Consider the following 21,922-nt stretch of genomic DNA (forward strand, 5'->3'; position numbering starts at 1 on the left):
ATATGATTTAACCACAATTAAAATCACTATAAAAAATAGTAACCTTGTATGACTTAACTTCGCCATAAGCTCTCTTTACGGACAATCAAACGCAGAAACAGGCGCTTGTGGTCACCGTCTATTTGTTCTCCTTTAATTATTATACCTCTAAACAATCTGAATTTACAGATAACTATTCTGTTTTATGAACCGGTTCTGTTTAGAGGCGGATTGATTGGGTTGAGTATTGTCGATTGTATTATGCACAATTCGTTAGCTTTTGCAGCGTAGTGATGTGATAAGAAGGAGACGGTTTGGCATGATAACGCGTATCAGATTTTTAAAAAAATATTTTTTCGACAATAAGAGGCAATTTGTAATTTCGTTTGGCATTTTAATTTTATTGTCTATAATCAGTGTTGTGCCAAACTTATTCTTAAAAAGGATTTTTGATTTTCATGATATTTGCTTGGTAAAAAAACGCTTGAATTCTGATTCGTATTCAAGTAGATGCTCCAGTTTACCATCCTCTAAGACTCTTCCATTCTCAATTAAGACAACTCTATTGCCATTCTGAATTGTGGAAAGTCTATGTGTAATCATAATTACAGTCATTTCATTAGACAGCTTCTGAATAGCATTTATAAAATTTGACTCTGTATGCCCATCAAGATTTGAAGTCGGTTCGTCAAGAATTAAAACTTCTGGCTTGCAAATTAAAGTCCTTGCTAATGCCAATCTATGTCTTTGGCCACCGGATAGCTTCATTCCATCCTCACCAATAACCGTTCTGTAACCATCAGGTAACTTTTCGATAAATTCATGGATATCTGCAGCTTTACAGCTATTGACTATATCTTCCATAGTAGCTTCATTGTTTCCCAGCATCATATTTTCATATATCGTAGTATTTAGAAACTTAGACTCTTGCAATACAACGCCTACTTTTTGCCTAATGTTTTTTATTGGAATTATTTCGTTTGACCCAGAATAAAAATCTATTGAGCCCTTGGTTGGGACTTCTAAACCCGCAATCAACTTTATGACTGTTGACTTGCCGCTACCGGATTTCCCGACCAATTGAATCACATCATTTTTAGATATTGTTAGACTTAAGTCTTTAATGTGAAAAGCCTCTTCTTGGTCGTATCGAAAATCTATATTACAAAGTTCAAGTGATGAAAATGAATTTACAGCAGTATTGGGGATTTTCTCATGGTTAAAAGCCCTGCTACTAGACAAACTGTGTTCTTCTAACGCATTGTCATGTAACATTTCAATTACTCTGTTAATACTTGGGATCTCTTGATTAATCGATACATCTGCATCGATAATTTTAATGATACATTCGTAAAAGATCTCGAAAAATTTCATGAACACTAACAGTTCACCTATCGTTAGCATATTATTAAAGATCAGTATGCCACCGACGAAATATAAGTTCATTTTTGTTATGAAAAAATCCTTTATAGAAATAAACGTCATGTTCCCGCAAGCATACAAATGCGTTGTGAAAAATGTATTATTTAACTTATCCCAATAGTTCTCAAATGTTGCCATTTGCCTATCCAACAGTCCAAACACCTTTGTGTCTTTCCAGCTAGAGATACTTTTCCTTAGCCAATTCTCATAGTCTCCATAAGTTGCTCTGTAAAACTCAGCATGTTTCTTAATGGACTGAGTTAGCCATTTATTAATTAGAAAGGAAAGCGGTACCATAAGAATACCAAAGGTAGCTAAATGATAACTTATTGCAATTAAAGTGAAACAGTATATTATGGCTAGTAGCACATAATAGCCATAGTCGATGAGTTGATTAGAAATAAAGGTCTCTAATTTTTCACAGTCACTATCTAGCCGACTTTTAACATCGCCTTTTTGGTATCTTCCAATTCTATTAAAAGGTAACTTTAAATAGTTAAAGAATATTTTTGCTCTTGATTTTCCTAGTATATTGTTATAATAGTTATTGGATATCTTTCTCTGAAAAAACAGAACCAAAGATTCCAAGACATAAAGGGCTAAATAGGCTATTATAACGCCCATAAATAGAGTGCTATTTCGTTCAATAATGACGTTATCTATAATAATTTTAAATAGATAGGTCATTGATATACCCAATACAATCAGGAATACCTTCAATGTTGATAACTGAAATAACTCCCGAGTAAAGACTTTGACACTTGAATCTATCTGTTTAAAAATAGCCCTACGTTTATTTATGTTTTTTAGCATGAAAGGTCTCTTTTCTTACTGTATTGTGTTTGAAATAGCCTCTTATATTCTGCACAACGCCCTTCAAGTACAGAATGATGGTCAATTGATACAATTCTCCCACTTTCAATAACAATAACTCGATCAGAGTGAATAACAGATGAAAGTCTGTGAGCTATCGTAACAACTGTAATGGCCTTTGATAGCTTCTTTAAAGCTTGAAATATCACATACTCTGTTTCTGAATCTATAGCAGACGTTGCCTCATCTAAAATTAGAATCTTACAACCTTTTAACATGCACCTAGCTATACCTATTTGTTGTTTTTGTCCACCTGACAAAGTCAAATTATCTGTATCAAGTATGGTGTCAAGACCATTAGGTAAGGATTCTATAAATGAGTCCATATTTGCAAGCTTACAAGCAGTTAATATTTCTTTATCTGTTATATTCTCATTAACAACTAGAAAATTATCCCTTATTGTACCATCAATAATGAGCACATTTTGCTGAACTAAACCAATCTGATTTCTAATTGAACTTGCTGTAAAATCCACAAGATTCTGATTATCTATTTTAACAGCTCCACTTTGAGGCTTATATAGCTTCAGCAATAGGTTAAATATCGTTGATTTTCCCGATCCGCTTTCTCCAACAATCGAGACCAGTTCTCCAGGAACGATTTCAAATGAAACATCTGACAATACAGTTTCATTCTCTGTATATTCGAACTTCACATCACAAAAAGATATGGCCCCTTTTGATACTTCAATAGGTTTTTCATTCTCATTGTCTTCAATCTCAAACTCAAGAAGTTTATACACGCTTTCAAGTGAAACAGAATCCTTTTGATACTTGAGATATAGATCACTTAATGAGGCTAATTCCTTAATAGCCTTGTCAAAATATTGATACAATGCCACAAAGCCACCTATACTAAGTTCACCGTTGAAAATCAAATAAACTGCTGCTACATAATGAATCATTCTTATGATTAGACGAATTAGTGAGTTAATCCTTTCAGCTGTGAATTCAATCATATTTGAGTTCACTTTGTGGGTAACAATTTCTTTATGTCTGCTTTCAAACTTATGAAGAACATTTTTTTCTGCAGATAACAATTTGATATCCTTGACAGCTTGTGTCACTTCCATAACCCAGCTGATAAAGCTGCCATACTTTTTTCTATATAGACTGTATTCTTGTTTAATTTTCTTAGAGAAATATCTAGAAGCAAAAACCGTTAAAGGTACCGTAAAAAGCATTATAATAGCGATTTTGGGGTTGATTATGATGATAAAAAAAGCACATGTTATTAATCTAAACACCTTAACAACACTGTTAATAACGTTTTTCTTTATAACATTTATAAAAGCTTCAGTATCCTTGTTTAATGTATGTATTAAATCGCCGGTCTTAGCTTCTTTTAGGTAACTTGCCTCCATTAAAAAAATCTTATTGTACAGGGTTCTTCTTATTTCATATAAGAAATTGGATCTTAGATATACCCAGTTCAGATTAAGTACCATATGAAGTAATTGTTCACCGATAAACATGACGCCATACGTTATAATTATGATTTTAAAGAAACTTGTATTCTTAAAACAAAAGACCTCATCTATTAACAAACTAAAAATGTATGGATAGCTTAAGCTCATTAATGATGTCACAATACTAGATAAAAAGATATTCGTAAATGTCATCCAATAGGGGCGTACAAATCTATGTATCCTATTCCATTTGTTTTTCTTACTGATATCCAAGTATTTTTCCCCCTTGAAATTAATTTTGTGTCAACCTTTTCAAAACAGTAATTTTACTTGATACGATATTTACTGACAATGAGTGGTCACCTATTGCCTTCTCTAATTTTTCTTTATCTTCGTCGTTAATTTCGAAAGCAATCGAGAAGTACCCTAGACTATCTTTCGCTCCCACATCAACGACCTTTGAGGAGATCGTAAACTCCTGACCCGTTTTATTGACGAGAATGATCTTAGTTCCAACTTCAACGACTTCATCGTTATCAAGCTTAATGTATATTCTTGCCTGATTGTTATTAATCAAATGATTCTTTTCATCTTCTGAAACTTCCGCTTCAAAGTATCCATCTACATAGATGTTGTTGACTATATAGAACATAAAAGATGAGATTATCACTATTAGCAATAACGTTACAACAGGATATTTCACTATCAATCGCAATGATAATTTGTCAAATGTTTGCATAATTTCGTCCTTCTCTTTATTTATAGTTAAATCAATAGAGGCCCTAGTTTTCCCTGTCCTTTCATATGGTTTATGTCATCTACAAACTCAATGTTGTGGTGCATACAATGGTAGTGGGGGCCTCTGACCTGCTCGCAGGTTATGTGCCAACTGCAAAGTTCGAGCATATTCCTATGGCGTCGTCATATGCCCATTCATTGCTTTAACACCTGTAATGGATGAAGCTACTTCAAGTACAAGATATTCTCGTGTGACTTCATCAATGAGTGCGTACATTCTAAACCGTTTTCCTCAGTTCAAGATTAGCTGATTTGTAAAGATGGTATACGCGTTTGTGATTCATTTTATTTTCATTACGTTTCAACATTATGTGAACTCGCCTGGATCCAAAGCGATTAAACTCAGAACCGATTCCAATCATTTTTTCAATGACGCTGTGGTCTTCTATTGCCTTGTATGCTACTCGATTTTTGTCGGCGGGCTTTAAAAGCCCTTTAAGACTTTATTATCCAGGCTAAAATCTGCTACGAGTTTCTTAATTCGATCTCCTTTTCTACATTTTATCATATCGAACGATCATTTACACTGACTCAGTTTTTGGAGGACAGGTTAAAGCGCACTTTTTTGCACAACAAAGGGGTGGATTTTAATAATCCACCCCAACATTTATTTTAGAGCCCTAATTCTTAGTCCAACTTGACAGAAAATCATCTACAATTTAATTTTAAAACCTACTCAAACAAGTCTAAAAAGTCATCGCTATTATAGTCTTTCACTCTATATATAGTTTCGTCTATTATAACCTTGTCTTCCATAAAAGATACTAGAGTTGTCACGTCTCCTTTTTGTTCTATTTTGAACATGTACTGCCACCCTTTTTTCATTTCATCTGTTGTTTGCTCCAACGAAAGGGCATTTAATTTATCTATCAAATCTTCCCATTCTTCCTTTTTCAATGCAATTTCTTGTTTTGGGTCAGTCATCTGAGTAGAAACTGTAATTTTTTCCACTTGTTCTAGATCTATATCCATAGACACCCCTTCATTCTCTGACTTTTCGGAGGCACAACTTACTAATAGTATTGTGAAAACAAGTACTATAACTAAACCAAAGTACTTTTTCATCATAATCTCACCTTCCTCTATTTAATTATCAAAGTAAATTGTACCATCTAAATAAGTAGTGCTCGGTTCTATCCAAACATTATTATCTCCCCATCCATTGTTTACGATTACATAGTCTCCATCAACGGGGCTTGTAAAATACCCATGTCCAACTATCCAATGATTTCCATAAACAGGATGATTCGAGGTTCCTATTATTATGGGTCTGCTATTATTTACCTGTGTCTTAACCCTAGAAAAGCTAAAACTATTTGTGCGACTTGCGCTATTATTAACTGCTCTAGTACCAAGGTAATTATTTAATCCATCAACCATGTCAGTATAATTTGTACCGCCTGACCCCACATGTTGTTGCATTAAAGCAATCAAGGCGTCTTGGCTTGTACTATTACTTGGAACATAGTCTGTATCTACATAATCATAATAATATCTCATACAAATAGCACCAGCTATAGAACCACAATGCCCTCCTGAAATATACCACGTTTTCAATGATCCAGTAATATACTTCTCAATATTCACATGTCTTAATTGATTTTGTGAAGAGTATTCTAAACTTTGAACTAAGTCATTTTTGTTCGCAATCTCGCTCTTAGAATAGATTTCACTAAATTGATTTATATCAAAAGACACATTATCTTTTACAGATATAAACGCGTCCCCTCTCCTACTGTAATAACCTTGGATAGGTTCCACTAAGTTAGACAGATTCCTTAAGGTCCTATAAAATAAGGATACACATATGAGGGAGAAAAATCATGTCTAATGAAAAACGCAATCGCCGAGAGTTCACTGATGAATTTAAGAAGATGCCCGTCTCGTTTACGAGGCGTTTGCGTCAATCAAGCATGATTTGTCAAAGATCAGTATATTTCACACAGACGGTGGGAATGAAATCAAGAATAATGCAATCGACGGTTTATTGGATACATTTGCTATCAAGCGTTCATTAAGTCAAAAGGGATGCCATTATGATAATGCAGTTGCAGAAGCGACCTTCAAAACTTTCAAAAAAGAACTTATTTATCAAGAAGCTTTTGATTCAATTGATCATTTGAAAATCTTGTATCGAGTTTACTTAAACCATTATACAAGCTCCTGTGCCAATTTTTTAATGCTTTTTTAGATACTCTGTATAAACTTCTCATACGCAGCTGGTAATGCTAAATCAATCAGTTTATCAGAGAGAACCAGCTCATTTACGTTATCAAAATAATAATCGCTATACACAGCTGGAACTATTTTTATATTGTGCGCTTTGTTAAGATATTTGATACACAGACCAGTATTTCGTGGCTCAGCTTCCACTTTGACATCTGTATATTTCAATACACATAGCAACGGTTCAATCATCTTCAGTTGAAATTCAGGTTCATAGAAATTAGGCAATATACCATTCTTAATCCAGTTAAACAAATCCAACCCTTCACTACGATTTAAAAATCTATGTTCTCTTTGGTTCCAGTAGTTTTTTAGACAATCATGGCAAGCTGATTTGCATTTTGAAGGACAATGCTCCAAGATAGTTTTCACTTCATTAAAGAACTCTTCCAATACGTCTGCCAACCTAAAAGCATATCCAGCACCACTTGATAAATTATCATAAAGGTATACATCCGCAAAAACCATATTGTTAACTTTTCTAATTCTGTGACCCACACTTAAATCTGTGTATTCTACATCTAAATACCTACTTGCTGCTAGCCTGAATGTCTCTGCCAGCGAAATAACTGCGCTATTAAACCATAATCCTTTAGCTGACACGTTAATCGCTTGGGGATCTATTGAAAGCTGGAACACAATCATATCTGTTCTGAAACTATGCCCCAAAGAAACGACCTCATAGTCATGATGTCTGCATTTCATATGAGTTTTGTATGGAGAATTAATTTTATTTTTTTCAAACCCTTCACCACCAACAGTTGCCGCGCCACATTTTTTACAAACGGAAAAACCATCAGAATCTGGACCGTTATTTACTATCGTTATCATCTGGCTTTCACGACGTGCAACTTGGAGGTTTTGATAATTCGTCTTTTGCATATCATCAATAGGTGGTTCTGCATAACATGGTTTTTCAGCAAATGAATAATCTACATTTTTAGAAACGGATACTGCCCTCCCATTCTCTGATGCAAATCCCCATGGTTTCAACATTGATCTAAAGCGCTTAACTGCATTTCCACAAAAAGTACATTTTTCATTTTCTGGTTTTTCTGTGCTTAGCCAAGCACAAGAATTATCCGTACATTTGTATAGATTCTTAAAATAATTTTGATCATTAAAATATGCTTCAGCAGGGTTTGAAAAAGAATGATTTCCTTTTCTAAACTTTGTAGCATTTGCGTAAATGCCTCCACTTCGATACAATGTCTTATTTACAACAATTTCTTTCCCTGGTGCGTACTCACTGATTGCAACATCCAAACTTCTTTCAGGCTTTTGTTTAATTTTGCCTTTCTCATCTTCAATGTAAAATCCAACTACATTTTTTGGAAAAGAAAATGTTGGTATTAGTCCTTCATTATAAAGAGAGTCGAGCAGAGTCACCTTTTCTTCATTGTCGGGATCATACTTTTCTGGGTGTTTTTCGACATCTATTTTCAATGACATTAAGGCATCATTTAGCTCTTCTCTTAAATAAGGAAGATTCACTACTGAGCATTTTGTTGGAAGAAGTATGCTTCGTTCTGCATCATTCATTTCAAACTGATCAGCGAACTTAGCGAACCTTTCAAAATCATCATCAAAGAACTTTTGAGTTAGGATTTCATCAATACTTACACTCTGCTTTGCATAAAATGCTTTAAAAATTTCAATGAACAAGTGGCGTCTAATCAATCGGGCACTTTTATTATCAATCCATGGTTTTCTAACTTTTCCTGAAATAATCCTCTCTGGATTCGAAAAATAATAATTGTCGTGTGGCCCATTCTCCACATACGTCGTAATGGTTGAAATGCTAGAATTTCTTCTTCCTGCTCTACCAGCTCTTTGTTGATAATTTTCTCTCATCGGAGGCACATTTCTTAGTGCAACTGCAGACAGTGATCCAATATCAATTCCAACTTCCATAGTGGTCGTACAACTTAATATGTCTACAGGGCTACCATTTTCCAAATTAATATCTTGAAATCTCATTTCATAATTTTCTGTTGTGGACCATGTGTTTTGCTTTTGATCTTTATATGAAAGCTGGGCAGTATGTTCTTCTGTATTTATTCCCACAATTTGTTTGTTTCCCTTGATAACTTCATCAACAGGTCTGCGCCAGAAATCTAATGACTTCAGCTCTTTTGATGTCATTACTTGAAGATTATTATAACCACAGCAAGGACATATATCATTGATAGAAAACGGAACTACTTCACTGCATTTTAAACACTTTAACCAGGTATGCGTATCACTCATTTTCAGCGCAACTTTTGAAGTTTTCAAATAGTATTTATCTGAATTTTTACCTTTCTCACAAAACATTGTGATCAGTTCTTTTTTTATGAGTTTTTGTTGATCATCTAGAAAACCCATCGACTTTAATACAGCTGTAAGACCTCTTGAAAAACCCTTACCTTCATCAATACCAAATCGTCCATACTCGTTATTTTGAACACGTTCTCTAATTGAATCATCAACATCCTCACCAAGCGCAATTGAATCCTTGGCAATACTAATAAACCAATTGCTCATAATTGCTTTAAGCTGTTCATCTGTAATTAGAATGTTTTTATCTTCCAACTCATAAGATACATCTTCTAGATAATCGATTTTAGATGGTTCCATCCAACATATGGCAATATCAGATAGCGATTGATAGTTGTCACATATCATCTTCAATAATTGTTCTAAATAGAGATCAGGCTTATTCTTGAAATCAGAAATTAGGTTCTCATATTTGATTTTGCGCCCTCTCTGTGCTTCTCGATCCAATTTTAAGCGCATTAGATTTACATGTTGCTCGAAAAGTTCCTTGTCATTTCCATAGAAAAAACTAATATTATCTTCACAAGCGATTTCAAGAAAAAACGGATATAATGAATCTATATTTTTTTCAATATTTCCGTTATAAGCTTCTAGTCGAATTACAGCTTTTACCAAAGCCTGTCTAGCCGCATTGTCATCTGCAGATTTTGTCATGTCTTTCGCCAAAACAGCTGCTTTTTGTCTACTATCTGAGAACATCAAAACTTTTCTTCCTGCATTAGGAAATTTTCTTATTTTTTCTTCATCAAAAAATTGCTTTGGCTGAGATAAAAGCTGGGTTTGAACAATATTGAAGAACGGGATATTCCCCTTTGTCTGAAAATCAGTTAACCCGACTCTGCCAATAGTCGTAAAACATTTAGGACAGGTTGAAAATGTAATTAGTCCCTCATTAGAGTCTCTTTTGTCATCCTTTTTCTTATCCGTGTTACTGAAATATGCCACCTGAATATTGTTCAACGTGGGAGAATATTCTAAAAATCCGGTTATAGGATTAAAGTATTGAACCCTGATTTTTTTGTCTTTAATGACATCATTACATAGGTACAAATGAATTTCTTTGATATTATCAGACTTTATCAAGCCTTGCCTATTCCAAATATAGTAACGATCTCTTACATTAAGATCAATGAAACCCTTTATAAACAGAGCGCCACAGCGTCTATGATTGATTAACTCATAAATTTTTCCACCGCATTCACACTTGTCTTCTATAGTGTCTAGATACACTTTACCTATTTTTAAATCTCCATCTTGATTGGTTTCAATGCAATTGGGATTAAGACATGCATAAACACCTTTTAACCCTCTAAAAAACATGTGCACTCTTGAGGGGAACAATACTTTACCAGTAAACGATTTTGCTAAACATGCAATGGCGACCACCACTTGAGTTGCATGTTCTGTCTCAGGATTATTTTCAACAAACAGCTCTTTGACTATGGTATTGAATGACAGGGCTTTTCCTCTACATTTTTTTAAAAGCTGCTGGAACTGTTTAATTTCCAATAGATTCTTATAAAGCCAGTCGGAAGCCTCAGCAATAGTTGAAAACGCCACTGCTTTCTTATAAACACACTCAACGAACCGATTAATCATTTCAAGCTTAGATGATTCTTCACTCTGGAGCTTTTCGAGTTCTATCTCCTTAAGTTGGCCTGCACGGATTATTAAGTCACCGCTCTCTGTTAAAACTTCATCCGTTCCAAAAATATACTCAAAATTTCCGTCTTCACTTAGTCTTCCAGTTAAGTCACATGTAAATTCTTCAACAGCTTGAAAATCATCTTCTGTTTCGTTGGGCATGCTCGCACTTGTCAAAATAAAGCGGATTTTGTCATATCCAATATTTAATTTTTTCATTAATCTTCGTAAAAGAAGGCTCACTTCTCCACCTGAAGCACCGCGATACATATGTGCCTCATCGATAACAACCAATAATTGATTCTTGGGGTTCTTTAGCCAATTAGCAGTGTCTTCCCACATTTTTCTCTCACGTGGCCTCAAAAGCATGTATTCTAGCATAGAATAGTTTGTAATCAAAATGTCCGGCGTATTTGCTTGCATTTCAAACCGGGTGATCATCTCTGAATCATCACGGCTTGTGTTATGTTGGTTTGCTTTGATTCCATCAACAAAACCTTTCAAATCACGCTTTGCAGGTAATTTCCCCAAATCCAATAGGTCTTTCCTCATTTTTTCATCGATGTTAATCAAATCTTTCATGAGTGAAGATGCCAACTCTTTGTCTTTTTCACTACTTTGCTCACCAGAATAGGGTGTACGTCCTGTATACATTCCAAACTGAGGCATTCTAGGACTCGAATAATCTATAAGAGTCTTAACTTGATCTTTAAAGGCGTCACTTCCGAAATTTTTTCTCAATCGACCCATTTGATCAGAGACCAGTGCATTCATTGGATATAGAAGCAAGGCCCTTATGCCTCTTTGCTCCCACGAACTTTTATCCGATATCATTTCATCGGCAATTTTTGTTATCATTGGCCACATGAAACACTCTGTTTTACCAGAACCCGTTCCAGTAGATACGAATAAGTCTTTTCCAGATAGATAGCTTTGCAAAGCATTCACCTGATGTTCATAAGGTGATTTAAAGAATATTAAATTATTCTCTACAAATGAGTTAATAAAGCGTTTCACAGATTGTGAAGTCTCAATCTTCTCTAGACCATTAGTCGATGTTTTATATGCTTTATTCGCTTCAATATAAGGCTCTCTGTAGATAATTCCTTCTTTATGAATTTCAGGCAAAATCGCTTTCTGCAAAATAGGTGTGTTTGCAAAATATTGCGAATTAATATACTCATACAACCTGCCCCAAAGAGCTTCGTGCGTATCTTTTATCCCAAACTGCTCCATAATATACTCCTAACATCAGATTTAATCACAATTTATTGATAAGTTACCAAGCACCTGCTTACATACAGTTACCAGCTCATTCGAAATTAAATACTCAAACTCATTATCATAATTTCCAACTGGCCAAGCACACATTTTCATCACCATCGTCTCTCGAATTGGTAATTTACTGAAAAGCTTAATATAGGTGTAATTTTGCCGTTTTTCAATCAAAGCCTTCGCTTTGTTTCCATGCATTGATTTTAGTCCATACATGAAACGCCTTGTATCTTCACCTAACATATTATTTGATGCGTTATTGTTCGTACTAAAAAATTCTGGTATATATACACCAACGATTCTTTTATCTTCGACTTTAGCAAAACCAAAATCGGTAATATTTTTCCTATACAAAGTTATTTCAACATTTGATGGAAACTCATTACCCCAACAATTGTATAAACTCTTATTAATTCTGGGATTGAAAAATTGAATCCCCCTATCTAAATTGAGTTGACCCGCATTTTCCCAGTTGACTTTTCGAATGTACTTTCTGGTCCATTCATGAGCATCTACCTCATTTAGATCAAACAGCTTTGCCATAGAAACATACTTATATTTTTGCGATCTCATCTTTTCATAAAATCCAAGGCCTGACGCAGTTCGTAGGTTACTGCTGAGGTTATTTCTGGAATAAGTTAAATTTGGTTCAATCTTAGTAAAAAGGGGTGGCGCTAATTCAACAAATTCTCCAAAATTACTAGGTCTTAACACCCCTGCTAGTTCATAATAGAGTCTAATGTTTTTAATGACATCCGAAGCGCTTGTGTCACCGAAGTAATTTTTAAATGAGGGAAAAGCCATCCATAATGACTCCAAATGCTTTGAATTCCTTAAAGTAATATAGGTTTTACTTACACCCTCGATCGGCTGCTGTGGGCTTTTTTTAAGAGTAGATACTAGTAATGTTTCACCAACAGCTGAATATAGTAACCTATTGACAAATGATTCTTCCGATTCATCAGCATATCTCCGTAGGTCAAAATAATTAGAAATCTCGTTTAAAAGCTTGTACTCCGTATTTCCCATAACATCACCAAATATTTTCTTCTAGAAAGCGTCTATGTTTATCCGAAAGATCCAGATTACTGATTGATTCATCATAATCATGACCATTTTGCTTCATGCTCGGTAACAACTCAAAAAAGATCCAGGCGAATAAAGAATCCTCATTATTCAATTGGTTTAGCAAAGTAATTAGTTTGGATTTTTGTAAAAAATGGAGTTTTGATTTGAAGAGCTGTTGCTTATGACTATTAAGTGTATCTTTAACTTTTTTCATCGTTCTTCTGTCTTCTTCAATATCAATGCTATTAAGGTTTGCAAACACACTTGCTTCAATGCACTCCAAATCTACATTAGGATTGTCAAAAATCCAATCAGTATAAACAAAGTTTACAAAATTGAAGATAGAATCATCCATTAGTGACAATGACTCTGGCAATAAGGTTATGAAAACAATTTGCTTATTTAATTGATCACTCAATATTTCCATAGCCAAATTTGAATTCTTTTGAAGCAAATCAGCAATGCCAACAAAGATCTCATCTGTCTCAATTACAGATTCCATGAGCTCATCCTTTGACGTATCCACTGAATTAATATAAAGCAAAGTTCCTAAACGGCCTGCAAGAGATTTAGAAACACAATCAAATAACAATTTGCTGTATTTCCCCACAAAACTCAAACTCATCCCCTGTTTAATGCTACAAAGAATATAGCTTGATAGCGAATAGCTTAACTCCTTGTCAATACCAATGGAATCCAGATTACTCTTAAGAACATCAACCATTTCAGTAGTACTATCAATTGAATATGATTCTTCTGCATCTAACTTTCCAGCAGATGTACTGATAGACCTAGCGCCATTCATAATCGAATGTTCTTTGGGCTGATTACTTACCATTGCGTATTGAGACAAAAATTCGACCACGTCACTATTTGCTTTACTAATTTTTTCTCTAACCTTATCTGATAATTTTGAATCAATTTCATTAAGTGTTTCCGTTCTTTCAATTAAGTTCTCAAGCTTGGTTTCCATATCCGTGATTTGTGCGTCTATCGCATTTTTTTTATTCTGCCTTTTATTGATTTCCTCGTCAATTATTGCCAATCCTCTATTTCTTTTATCAACTTCTTTTTTGTGGTGTGTTAAGTAATCTTCTTCAATTTTATGCTTTAAATGCGTAACTATACTATTTGAGTTCCTTATCAACCCTTGACAGATACTCATTCTTAAATTTTCATCAACAAATACTTCATCAATCTGTTTTTTAATTGATTCTATGGCTTCCTCTATGTTCTCTATCGACCAGCCATTCTCTACAAAGAACTTTTCTATATCCAAAGGTTCACTAAGTACCATGTCCAACCAATGCTTAGTATTCCTTCTTTCTGCTTTAGACAGGCTAAGTGCCTTTACTTGGGATTGAACAAAAAGGCCTAGCTTCTCCTCAAAAGTTAGTACATCGATTCTATCATCCGGTTCATACAAACTTAAAAATTTATAGACCATCCTCCCCGGAAATCTGACTCCATTTTCATCTAATACCTTCACATTATCTGTGCTGAAAAAATCATTTTTTAACAGATAATAGCCATTCAAATGCGTAACACTTTGATCTAACTTATGAATAGATCCTTTCTTTTTAAGAATACTAGAGTCAGCATACATCACAAAATATTCTTCTTCAGTTTCTTCTAAAACAAGCAGGCAAGGCTTATAATCATACTTTTCAATGAACACGCCGTCTTTTAAAGCCTTAATCTTTCCCATTCTATCTAAATGGTCTAATGAATAATCTCTTATTAGCTCATAAAAAACTCTATTCGTTTTAACCGCCCAAATCTTATCAAAAGGATCCCACTCCCATATTTTAAGTTCATTTATTACATGGTTTCTATAATCTGTATATGGATATTTATAACCTGTATCTTCTTGATAACCGTCATCAAAATCGTTCGTTCTTTGATAATCAACAAAAGCATCCTTTTCAACATCCTTCAATCGAAACAAAACGGTTTTATAGTTATTACCTTCATAATTTTCACTCATCAATTGTGTCGTTAAACAAAGGGACAGTATTTTAGCCATGATTTTCTCCTTTTGCGATTTTCTCGATATATTTAGATAAAGTATCCGTCATTTTATCCATTGATACTAATAACCTTAAGTATTTGTAAGTTTCCTCGTATTTTTCGAGTACATATATTGACCACAATGTTTTAGAAGAAATTGCAATCGGTTTGCCTTTGATTCGTTTTATGGTTCTCAATAATGTCATATCTTGATCTTTATCAAGTGTTCTTTTTGTTCTGTTATCATTTTTTACGTATACTGCTACGACATCCGTGCCAATCAAATATTCAATTCGATCTACACCTAAAGTACTGTGTTCAGTTAATTGTTCTTTTTCAATCCGAAAGCCCATCAATAAATTCGACTTAAACTTCTTAATAAAGCACTTTCTGTCAAGTTCCTTTGTTATCTTACTATTGTATGATTGAAGAACCTCTGGGTCCATATGAACTTGTTCGATTAACTGAAAACGTTCTTCATCTACTTTGAAAGTCATTCCATTTTGCAATGGCATTATTTCAACATTCTGATCAAATGGGATTGATACAATCTCCTCTGAATTATAAAGTAAAAAGATCTCACTTGAATCATTCAACAATAGACTTTCCTCTTCTTCTATAGTTGGTGGCCATAAAACCATTTGCCGCTTTTGGGCTTCCTGTACTTTTAATCCAAAAGTTTCAAAAAACAGCTCGACATCACTTGTTTTTTCATGTATAGTCACTTCAAAAACTTCATATTTTAAGAAACTGGAGTTTGTAAATTTCATTTCTTGGACCATTTTAAAATCAGCACCAAGTATCGATTTATGGTCCAATGATTTTGCCGTCAAAAACAGATATGATTCTCCCGTATAAACACCATCTTTAGTTGACACTTTTTCACAAGCAAAATCAGACTTTTTAAATATGACGCCCTCTTTTCGAACGCCTGAAATTGTATCCGTCCACTTATTTATAATTTCAGGTGGTACTCTTTCAAGATTAAATGAAACAGCATATTGATCACGCAAATAGTCTAAGTAAACATAATGATAGCACGACGGACTGAAGTATCTTCTTGACACCTGGATATCAAACTCTGAATTCAATCCCGTTTTTATGTTAATTCTAAGGTCTTCATTTTCAGCTTCAATCAACACAGTTTCGCTAATATTTGGCAATCCAATTGCCAATCTGTAATGATCAAAACTCGAAACTAAGAATAATGTACTTTTTTTACCGTCATAAGCAGTGTTTTTGATTATCTGTTCAGCACCGGCATAGTGCTCACATTCTTTGCTGTAGGTCCCCTTTTTATGTCTAAAATGTTTGGTCTGAATGCCATCACCATATACTTGTACAGGAGTCTTGCAACCTAAGCAATAATAACTATGACTAGATGCCTTATCGCAATCTGCGGCATTTACTACTACATATTCATTGTTTTTATTGAACCAGTATGCCAATTGCATAATGCATCCCCCTTTAAACAACCTTCTGCCAATCTTTTTTTAGCTCAGCAATCAACCATAGGTCTCTAAAACCTCTTTCACACACATCGCAAATTGATCTTTTATTTCTATAGGCTCAACAATTCTCACCTTATTCCCAAACATAAACAGCCAACTTAAAAAAGTAGGTGTCACAACAACATCAACCTCAATACTAAAGGTTCCTACGTCATTTTTTTCTATTTCAACATCCTCTCCAAATCGATCTATAACCACATTAATTAGTGCATTGTCAACCTGCAACTTGACTCTTTCTGTGTCCCCACTAAACATCTTTTGGGAATACTCAGCGACATTGAAATCCTCCTGATCACCTGTGAAGATTCTATCTGCATCAACGATTCAATTGAAGTCATTCGATCGACGCGGAAGTTGCTTATATCCTCATACTTTTCGTAATATGCTATCATGTAATAATTGTCATCATCCCATGTAAAGGCATAGGGACTAGCGTAATACCAGTCTCCATTTCTACGATACTCAACTTCTTTGTCCAAGTTGTACATAAAATACTTAAACCTGATTTGTTTGTTTTTTTGGATGGCCTTGTTAATCTCATCCACATTGTAATAAATGTTTTCATTAGCAGCTTTTATTTGATCAACAATAACAACATGCTGGTGTAGTTCCTTAGCTTCATGGACACTTGTAAGCTTTTCCAGTTTTCCGATGAGTTCCTCACTTTTTTTATGTGTTATAAACCTTGACGATTGAACAGCATCAACCAGTAATTTCAGTTCTGGGAGTTCGAAATCTCTAGCACCTATAAAATTTTGATTTCATATTTAATTTCTGCCATAAATCCACATCCTCACTATTTAAGATTGGTATAATCAGCTCTATAATAAACCTTATAGTCCCCTACTTTAAAATCGTATTCTTTAAGCAATTTCACTATAAAATTTCTAATAGAGTTGCTACTTTGATTTAACTCAATAAACATTTCGTTACTAATTGAACCAGGCTTTCTTAGCATAGATTCATTTTTTGAAAAATACTTGTTCTTCTTACCATTCATGCTTTTGTTATGTTCAAAAGCCAAAAACTTATCCTTGTCAATCGCAATTAATAACTCACATGTTCTAATCAACATTTCTTGCCAAGTCTTGGCCTCAATGATTTTATTATCGCTTATTTTAAAACCATAGGGCCGGATATGGGTGAAATTTTCATACAACGTGTGCTCAACTTTACTATCCACAAGATATTCATCATAATTTGGCAATCCACGTTTTTCTTCAATTTCGTCTACACTTTCAAAATCCTCATTTGATTCAATTTCAAGAACAGATAATATTTGAATCAACTTATCCTCATGACCACTTAACGCTTCAGCTATTTTAGTTAATTTGTTTAAATCGTTGAATTTTCTTTCTAAAACTTTTTCGGAAGTCTTATCGCTAATTTCTTTAATCGTGTCATTTAAGACTGTTTGAAGTAATTCAATGCTCTCAAACAAATCTATTGCCTTGTTAGGAAAAAGTTCTCGAATATCACCAAGTAGTTCACTAGCGTTGCATAAACTCAACTACAAATCTAGAGCAAATCCATATTACGCTTTATAGGGATAAAAATGTAACCCTGTCGATTCTACTAATGAAACAAAGCTGACTCTAATCAGACAGTCTCGTTGCACAGTGATGGGAGCCACATATGGATAGATTAATCTAAAAAGGATTGAGCCTCATAATCTTTCGTTTGAAACTTTCAAAAGTACTGTAAAGACTTGCTCTTATAGCAACCCTGATCTTGTTTAGTGGTGCGTCTGTTCTCAGGTTTTGCTTAAACAGAGCGAGTAGACAGTAGAGAATGAGCGAAAGGTAAATTTGGTTTACCGCGCCCACTTCATCTGTCGCAAAGAAATGCTTGACTTTAGAATGCTGTTTAAGCCATTTGAAAAAGAGTTCAATTTTCCACCTGAGTTTATAGATATTGCAGACGTCTTCAAAACAGAGCCCTGTGTCGGTTTCAAGGTCAGGGACGTTTGTCAAAAAGTGATAAATAGTTCCGTCATCATCTGCTTGCTGAATATAGTGGTATTCATGCTTGGTCTTTTTGCTGCCTGAACCCATAGGGCCTTTTGATGCGTAAAGAACGCCCTTTGGATTATCATAGCGCGTATTCACCCATGTCACAGAGTTGCTTTTCATGCGAACGACAAAACAACCACCAGCTTCGTGGATTTGATCTAGGCGATTGTAATCCACATAGCCTCTGTCATAAACATTGATGACGCCTGGTGTAAAATCCGTCACACTGAGCATTTCACTCACTCATGTTCTTTTGCGCCAGTGACAGTGGCTTTACTTGGATAAAGTGCGTTTTCACCATAATAGCGAAGGCCGAGATGTAATTTGACACCCGCTTTTGTTTTTTGGTACTTCGACCACGCCATGCCCGTTAGGGCTCTTGTGATAACGCTGGCATCAACAATATTCAGTGCCAATATATCTCCATTCAACTGGACGCTTTCAAACTGCCCGTGAAGCTGTGACACCAGATGCGTGAAGATGTTCTGGAGCACAGATGTATCGAGAGTTGACAGTCGTCTATAGAGCTGAGAAGGGCTTATAGAATCTAGTTTAAGATACCTCTGATAATTGTCATCAAACAGCAGATCCGTTGAGATGGCTCTGAGGCCATCATGTTCTTTCAGGTTTGCGGTGACAAAGAGTTTGATTAGGTTTTGAGTCGTTAACTTCTTGGCATAAGCATCACAGTTATTCGTTTTGATGATATTTTTAACTTTTTTGAATTTAGGGGTTCAAGTACTTTACCAATGGTCTTAAGTTTCATATAATATAGATGTTGTGTTCCTTGTATTAGATTTGTGCGAGACCGTCTATGTGTGCTCCATGAATCTAGTATAAGGATTTTTTTATTGATTTTAAACCCCTTAATAGACATTATTGTTATTTATTGTTATTTATTATTCTTTTGCTATTGATTAAGTTTTATGCAACGCTAGTGAACGTATATTTAGCATTCCCTTATAATACCTCAAGTACCACTTTAAGCGTAACTTTCCATGCTAACTCTGCATTATAGTCCGTTACAATTGGCGCATCAGCACTCTTTCTAATTTCCACACTAGGATGAATCAAATTACGATAGCCCCTAACAGCATCAGAATGTCTTAAAATTTCATGTGAAAATAGTTTTTCTTTATCTCCAACAATCAACAACTCATTGAGTGACATGTTTTTTAGCTGGATTCTTTTCTTCTTATTCCCGCTATCAAACTCATATGAAGTTATTCCTTGGTCTTTTAGTGAGTATAATAAAATAGACTCAATAATACTTCCACTTAACACAAGTGCCATCTTATATGACTTTGTGATAAGTGCAAGAAAATTTTCTTCAACGTCCCTTTCAATCATATCCCTTAGCTTGTTGTCTTTAATGTTCTGAACTGAAGCCCTTAATTCATCACTATAGTTATACTTCTCAAAAACGCTCATATTAACATTATCGAATCGCTCAATCAGATTAGATAATTTCTCGCCTTCAGTAAAAATCCTTTCTAGCTCATCTGAAACCAACTTATTCACTTTGTATACTGTAGAATTAGTATTAATCTTATGGTCACTATGACTTGCTTTTTTGACGTACTTCTTTGCTATAAATGAGTCAATCATATCAGACGCCTTTGTTGTATCCAACTTCATGTATGCAGGTAATAATCTATACGGACATTCTATAAATCCATCATCATTCATATGCGAAAAGAAATTCATAAGTATTTTTAAGACCCACACATTTTCTATTTTCAACTTCTCCATGGCTAATAGGTCATCTTTCATTTCATCTTGATACTGCTTATAATCGTCATTTATTTGAACAAGTTTTCTAACATACTCATCATCATTATTTGATATTTCAACCGCACCTTCCATGAGCTTAACAGCCTTTGTGAAATTCTTTTCCTCAAGATATATATACGCTAAGTTATTCAGCACAGCAGACGAAGAAGTCTCTAAATCCTTAGAAATATGATGATAAAAGTTTTTAGCTTTGTCATTTTGTCCATTATTTCTATATGCATATGCTATCTCAAAACATGCGCAATCTCTTAGTTGCTCAAATTTATACATATTCGCAATTTCAACAACTCTTGTATAGTTCTTTTTTTTATGCAAGGCCTCAATGACAAGACACAACACTTCACTAAAATACTTTCCTTTTATCCTCCAGAACTTTCCTTCGTTCTTCAAAACATACTTCTCAATTTTGTCAAGAGTATCCTTGTCACAATCCTCTAAACTCAGTACAGGATTTCTACCTTCGCCCTCTGTATTCACAATATACTCTATACCACATTTAACTGCTTCATAATACTTGCTATCCAAATAATATGACCACGATAACGTATAATAATAATCCGAATTATTCACTCCGTGTTTCAATGCATACTTCAAGTCGGCAATGAAGCCTTTTTGCCCATTTTGATACTTTCTGTCACCCTTTATACCTCTTAGAATCGCAACAGCTTCAATATTCTCAGATACTGAGTTATAGACATCGCCCAATAATATGTCAATATACTCATCAAACCCAATCATAAACTCATTATGATGACTATTATAGTAAAGTGGCTCAATATTGAACGAAATAGGTAATTTCCGGATAAATGATATAGTCTTTTCTACTTTATCTTCTTTTGTTGAAACTAGCACCCTACCCAAACTAGCCAACCCCTTTACTTCCGTATTCTTGGCATATGTAATAATATGCGTAAAGATCGAACGCGCATCACTTAGTTTATTGCTATCATATAATGCAAACGCTGCCATTAGTGAAATCTCGAACTCCTCTCCAATCAAATATTTAAGAATGAAATCAGAATCACTTAGTTTTACAAATATATCTGTAATGCCACTGCTAAAGGCTCTATATATCAGAGTTGGAAGCACATATTCAAGTGATTTTAGTTGCTCTAAATCGATGTACATATCAAATACTGTTTCGAGGTCATCATCATCAGTATTTTGTAAAAGAAGACGGGCTATTCCACTACTTTCAGGATGCTTTAAGCTCCCCTTCTTCAATACTTCCACAGCTTTTCGCCTACTATCATCTTGATTCATATTAAGAAGCTGATAAGCTCTAAACAAATATGACTGAAACACCGAATCTTCTCTCGATATTCCTTGCTCGTAGATTTTTGCAGACTTCAATAAAGAATGCCCTTTGAAGTCTTCTTGTTCGTACACAAGTCCTTTAATAAACTCTAACCAAGGATGATTTGAATCTTCATTGCGAATCATCTTTAAGACATCTTCGTATTTTTTTTCATCAAAAAGTTTTGTGATTTCCTTAGAATCCATATACTTATTCTCCCTTCCCCCGTACTACTGATGGATAAAAATAAGTCGCAGAAATATGGTACTTCGCAACCCACATAAT

17 protein-coding genes are annotated in these 21,922 nt (G+C 34.5%); 1 reads left to right on the top strand and 16 read right to left on the bottom strand.

Annotation, left to right across the window (positions count from 1 at the left end):
* Nucleotides 1-435 precede the first annotated feature (435 nt).
* From ACR6HW_RS09295 to ACR6HW_RS09305, 3 genes are all read right to left on the bottom strand, one after another.
* On the bottom strand, nt 436-2,214 hold the full coding sequence (locus tag ACR6HW_RS09295; RefSeq protein ID WP_455727453.1) for an ABC transporter ATP-binding protein: 1,779 nt from the start codon (nt 2,212-2,214) through the stop codon (nt 436-438).
* Nucleotides 2,208-3,896, bottom strand: coding sequence for an ABC transporter ATP-binding protein (locus ACR6HW_RS09300; protein ID WP_455730876.1), 1,689 nt, complete (start codon nt 3,894-3,896; stop codon nt 2,208-2,210). The genes ACR6HW_RS09295 and ACR6HW_RS09300 overlap by 7 nt, the downstream gene beginning before the upstream one ends.
* Before the next feature lie 79 nt (nt 3,897-3,975).
* Nucleotides 3,976-4,422, bottom strand: coding sequence for a hypothetical protein (locus ACR6HW_RS09305; RefSeq protein WP_455727454.1), 447 nt, complete (start codon nt 4,420-4,422; stop codon nt 3,976-3,978).
* A 65-nt stretch (nt 4,423-4,487) separates the two neighbouring features.
* Between ACR6HW_RS09305 and ACR6HW_RS09310 the strand changes: the two genes are divergently transcribed.
* On the top strand, nt 4,488-4,628 hold the full coding sequence (locus ACR6HW_RS09310) for a hypothetical protein (protein WP_455727455.1): 141 nt from the start codon (nt 4,488-4,490) through the stop codon (nt 4,626-4,628).
* A gap of 71 nt (nt 4,629-4,699) precedes the next feature.
* On the opposite strand, the gene ACR6HW_RS09315 is transcribed toward ACR6HW_RS09310, so the two are convergent.
* The 13 genes from ACR6HW_RS09315 to ACR6HW_RS09375 form a co-directional block, all read right to left on the bottom strand.
* Nucleotides 4,700-4,843, bottom strand: coding sequence for an IS3 family transposase (locus ACR6HW_RS09315; RefSeq protein WP_455727456.1), 144 nt, complete (start codon nt 4,841-4,843; stop codon nt 4,700-4,702).
* Between the two features lie 310 nt (nt 4,844-5,153).
* The gene (locus ACR6HW_RS09320; protein ID WP_455727457.1) at nt 5,154-5,549 is read right to left on the bottom strand and encodes a hypothetical protein; all 396 of its coding nucleotides are present in this window, start codon (nt 5,547-5,549) and stop codon (nt 5,154-5,156) included.
* 18 nt (nt 5,550-5,567) lie between these two features.
* Nucleotides 5,568-6,179, bottom strand: a complete 612-nt coding sequence (locus tag ACR6HW_RS09325; protein ID WP_455727458.1) for a hypothetical protein — start codon at nt 6,177-6,179, stop codon at nt 5,568-5,570.
* 489 nt (nt 6,180-6,668) lie between these two features.
* The gene (locus ACR6HW_RS09330) at nt 6,669-11,906 is read right to left on the bottom strand and encodes a DEAD/DEAH box helicase (RefSeq protein WP_455727459.1); all 5,238 of its coding nucleotides are present in this window, start codon (nt 11,904-11,906) and stop codon (nt 6,669-6,671) included.
* A gap of 21 nt (nt 11,907-11,927) precedes the next feature.
* Entirely contained in the window at nt 11,928-12,974 is a 1,047-nt protein-coding gene (locus tag ACR6HW_RS09335) for a hypothetical protein (protein WP_455727460.1), read from the bottom strand.
* 4 nt (nt 12,975-12,978) lie between these two features.
* Complete coding sequence (locus tag ACR6HW_RS09340) at nt 12,979-15,039, bottom strand: hypothetical protein (protein WP_455727461.1); 2,061 nt, start codon at nt 15,037-15,039, stop codon at nt 12,979-12,981.
* Nucleotides 15,032-16,477: a competence protein CoiA family protein gene (locus ACR6HW_RS09345; protein WP_455727462.1), complete on the bottom strand. Its 1,446-nt coding sequence runs from the start codon at nt 16,475-16,477 to the stop codon at nt 15,032-15,034. Before ACR6HW_RS09345 ends, ACR6HW_RS09340 begins: the two co-directional genes overlap by 8 nt.
* A 51-nt stretch (nt 16,478-16,528) precedes the next feature.
* Entirely contained in the window at nt 16,529-16,789 is a 261-nt protein-coding gene (locus ACR6HW_RS09350) for a WCX domain-containing protein (RefSeq protein WP_455727463.1), read from the bottom strand.
* Nucleotides 16,738-17,079 (bottom strand): WYL domain-containing protein, encoded by a 342-nt coding sequence (locus tag ACR6HW_RS09355; RefSeq protein ID WP_455727464.1) that lies wholly within the window; start codon nt 17,077-17,079, stop codon nt 16,738-16,740. The genes ACR6HW_RS09350 and ACR6HW_RS09355 overlap by 52 nt, the downstream gene beginning before the upstream one ends.
* 251 nt (nt 17,080-17,330) lie before the next feature.
* Nucleotides 17,331-18,044 carry a hypothetical protein gene (locus ACR6HW_RS09360; RefSeq protein WP_455727465.1) on the bottom strand — a complete coding sequence of 238 codons (714 nt, stop codon included), beginning with the start codon at nt 18,042-18,044 and terminating at the stop codon, nt 17,331-17,333.
* 139 nt (nt 18,045-18,183) lie between these two features.
* Entirely contained in the window at nt 18,184-18,780 is a 597-nt protein-coding gene (locus ACR6HW_RS09365) for an IS4 family transposase (RefSeq protein WP_455730877.1), read from the bottom strand.
* Between the two features lie 5 nt (nt 18,781-18,785).
* Nucleotides 18,786-19,040, bottom strand: coding sequence for a hypothetical protein (locus ACR6HW_RS09370; RefSeq protein ID WP_455727466.1), 255 nt, complete (start codon nt 19,038-19,040; stop codon nt 18,786-18,788).
* A gap of 466 nt (nt 19,041-19,506) precedes the next feature.
* Nucleotides 19,507-21,843, bottom strand: a complete 2,337-nt coding sequence (locus ACR6HW_RS09375; RefSeq protein ID WP_455727467.1) for a tetratricopeptide repeat protein — start codon at nt 21,841-21,843, stop codon at nt 19,507-19,509.
* Nucleotides 21,844-21,922: the final 79 nt, after the last annotated feature.

Source organism: Fusibacter sp. JL298sf-3, from assembly GCF_053842995.1.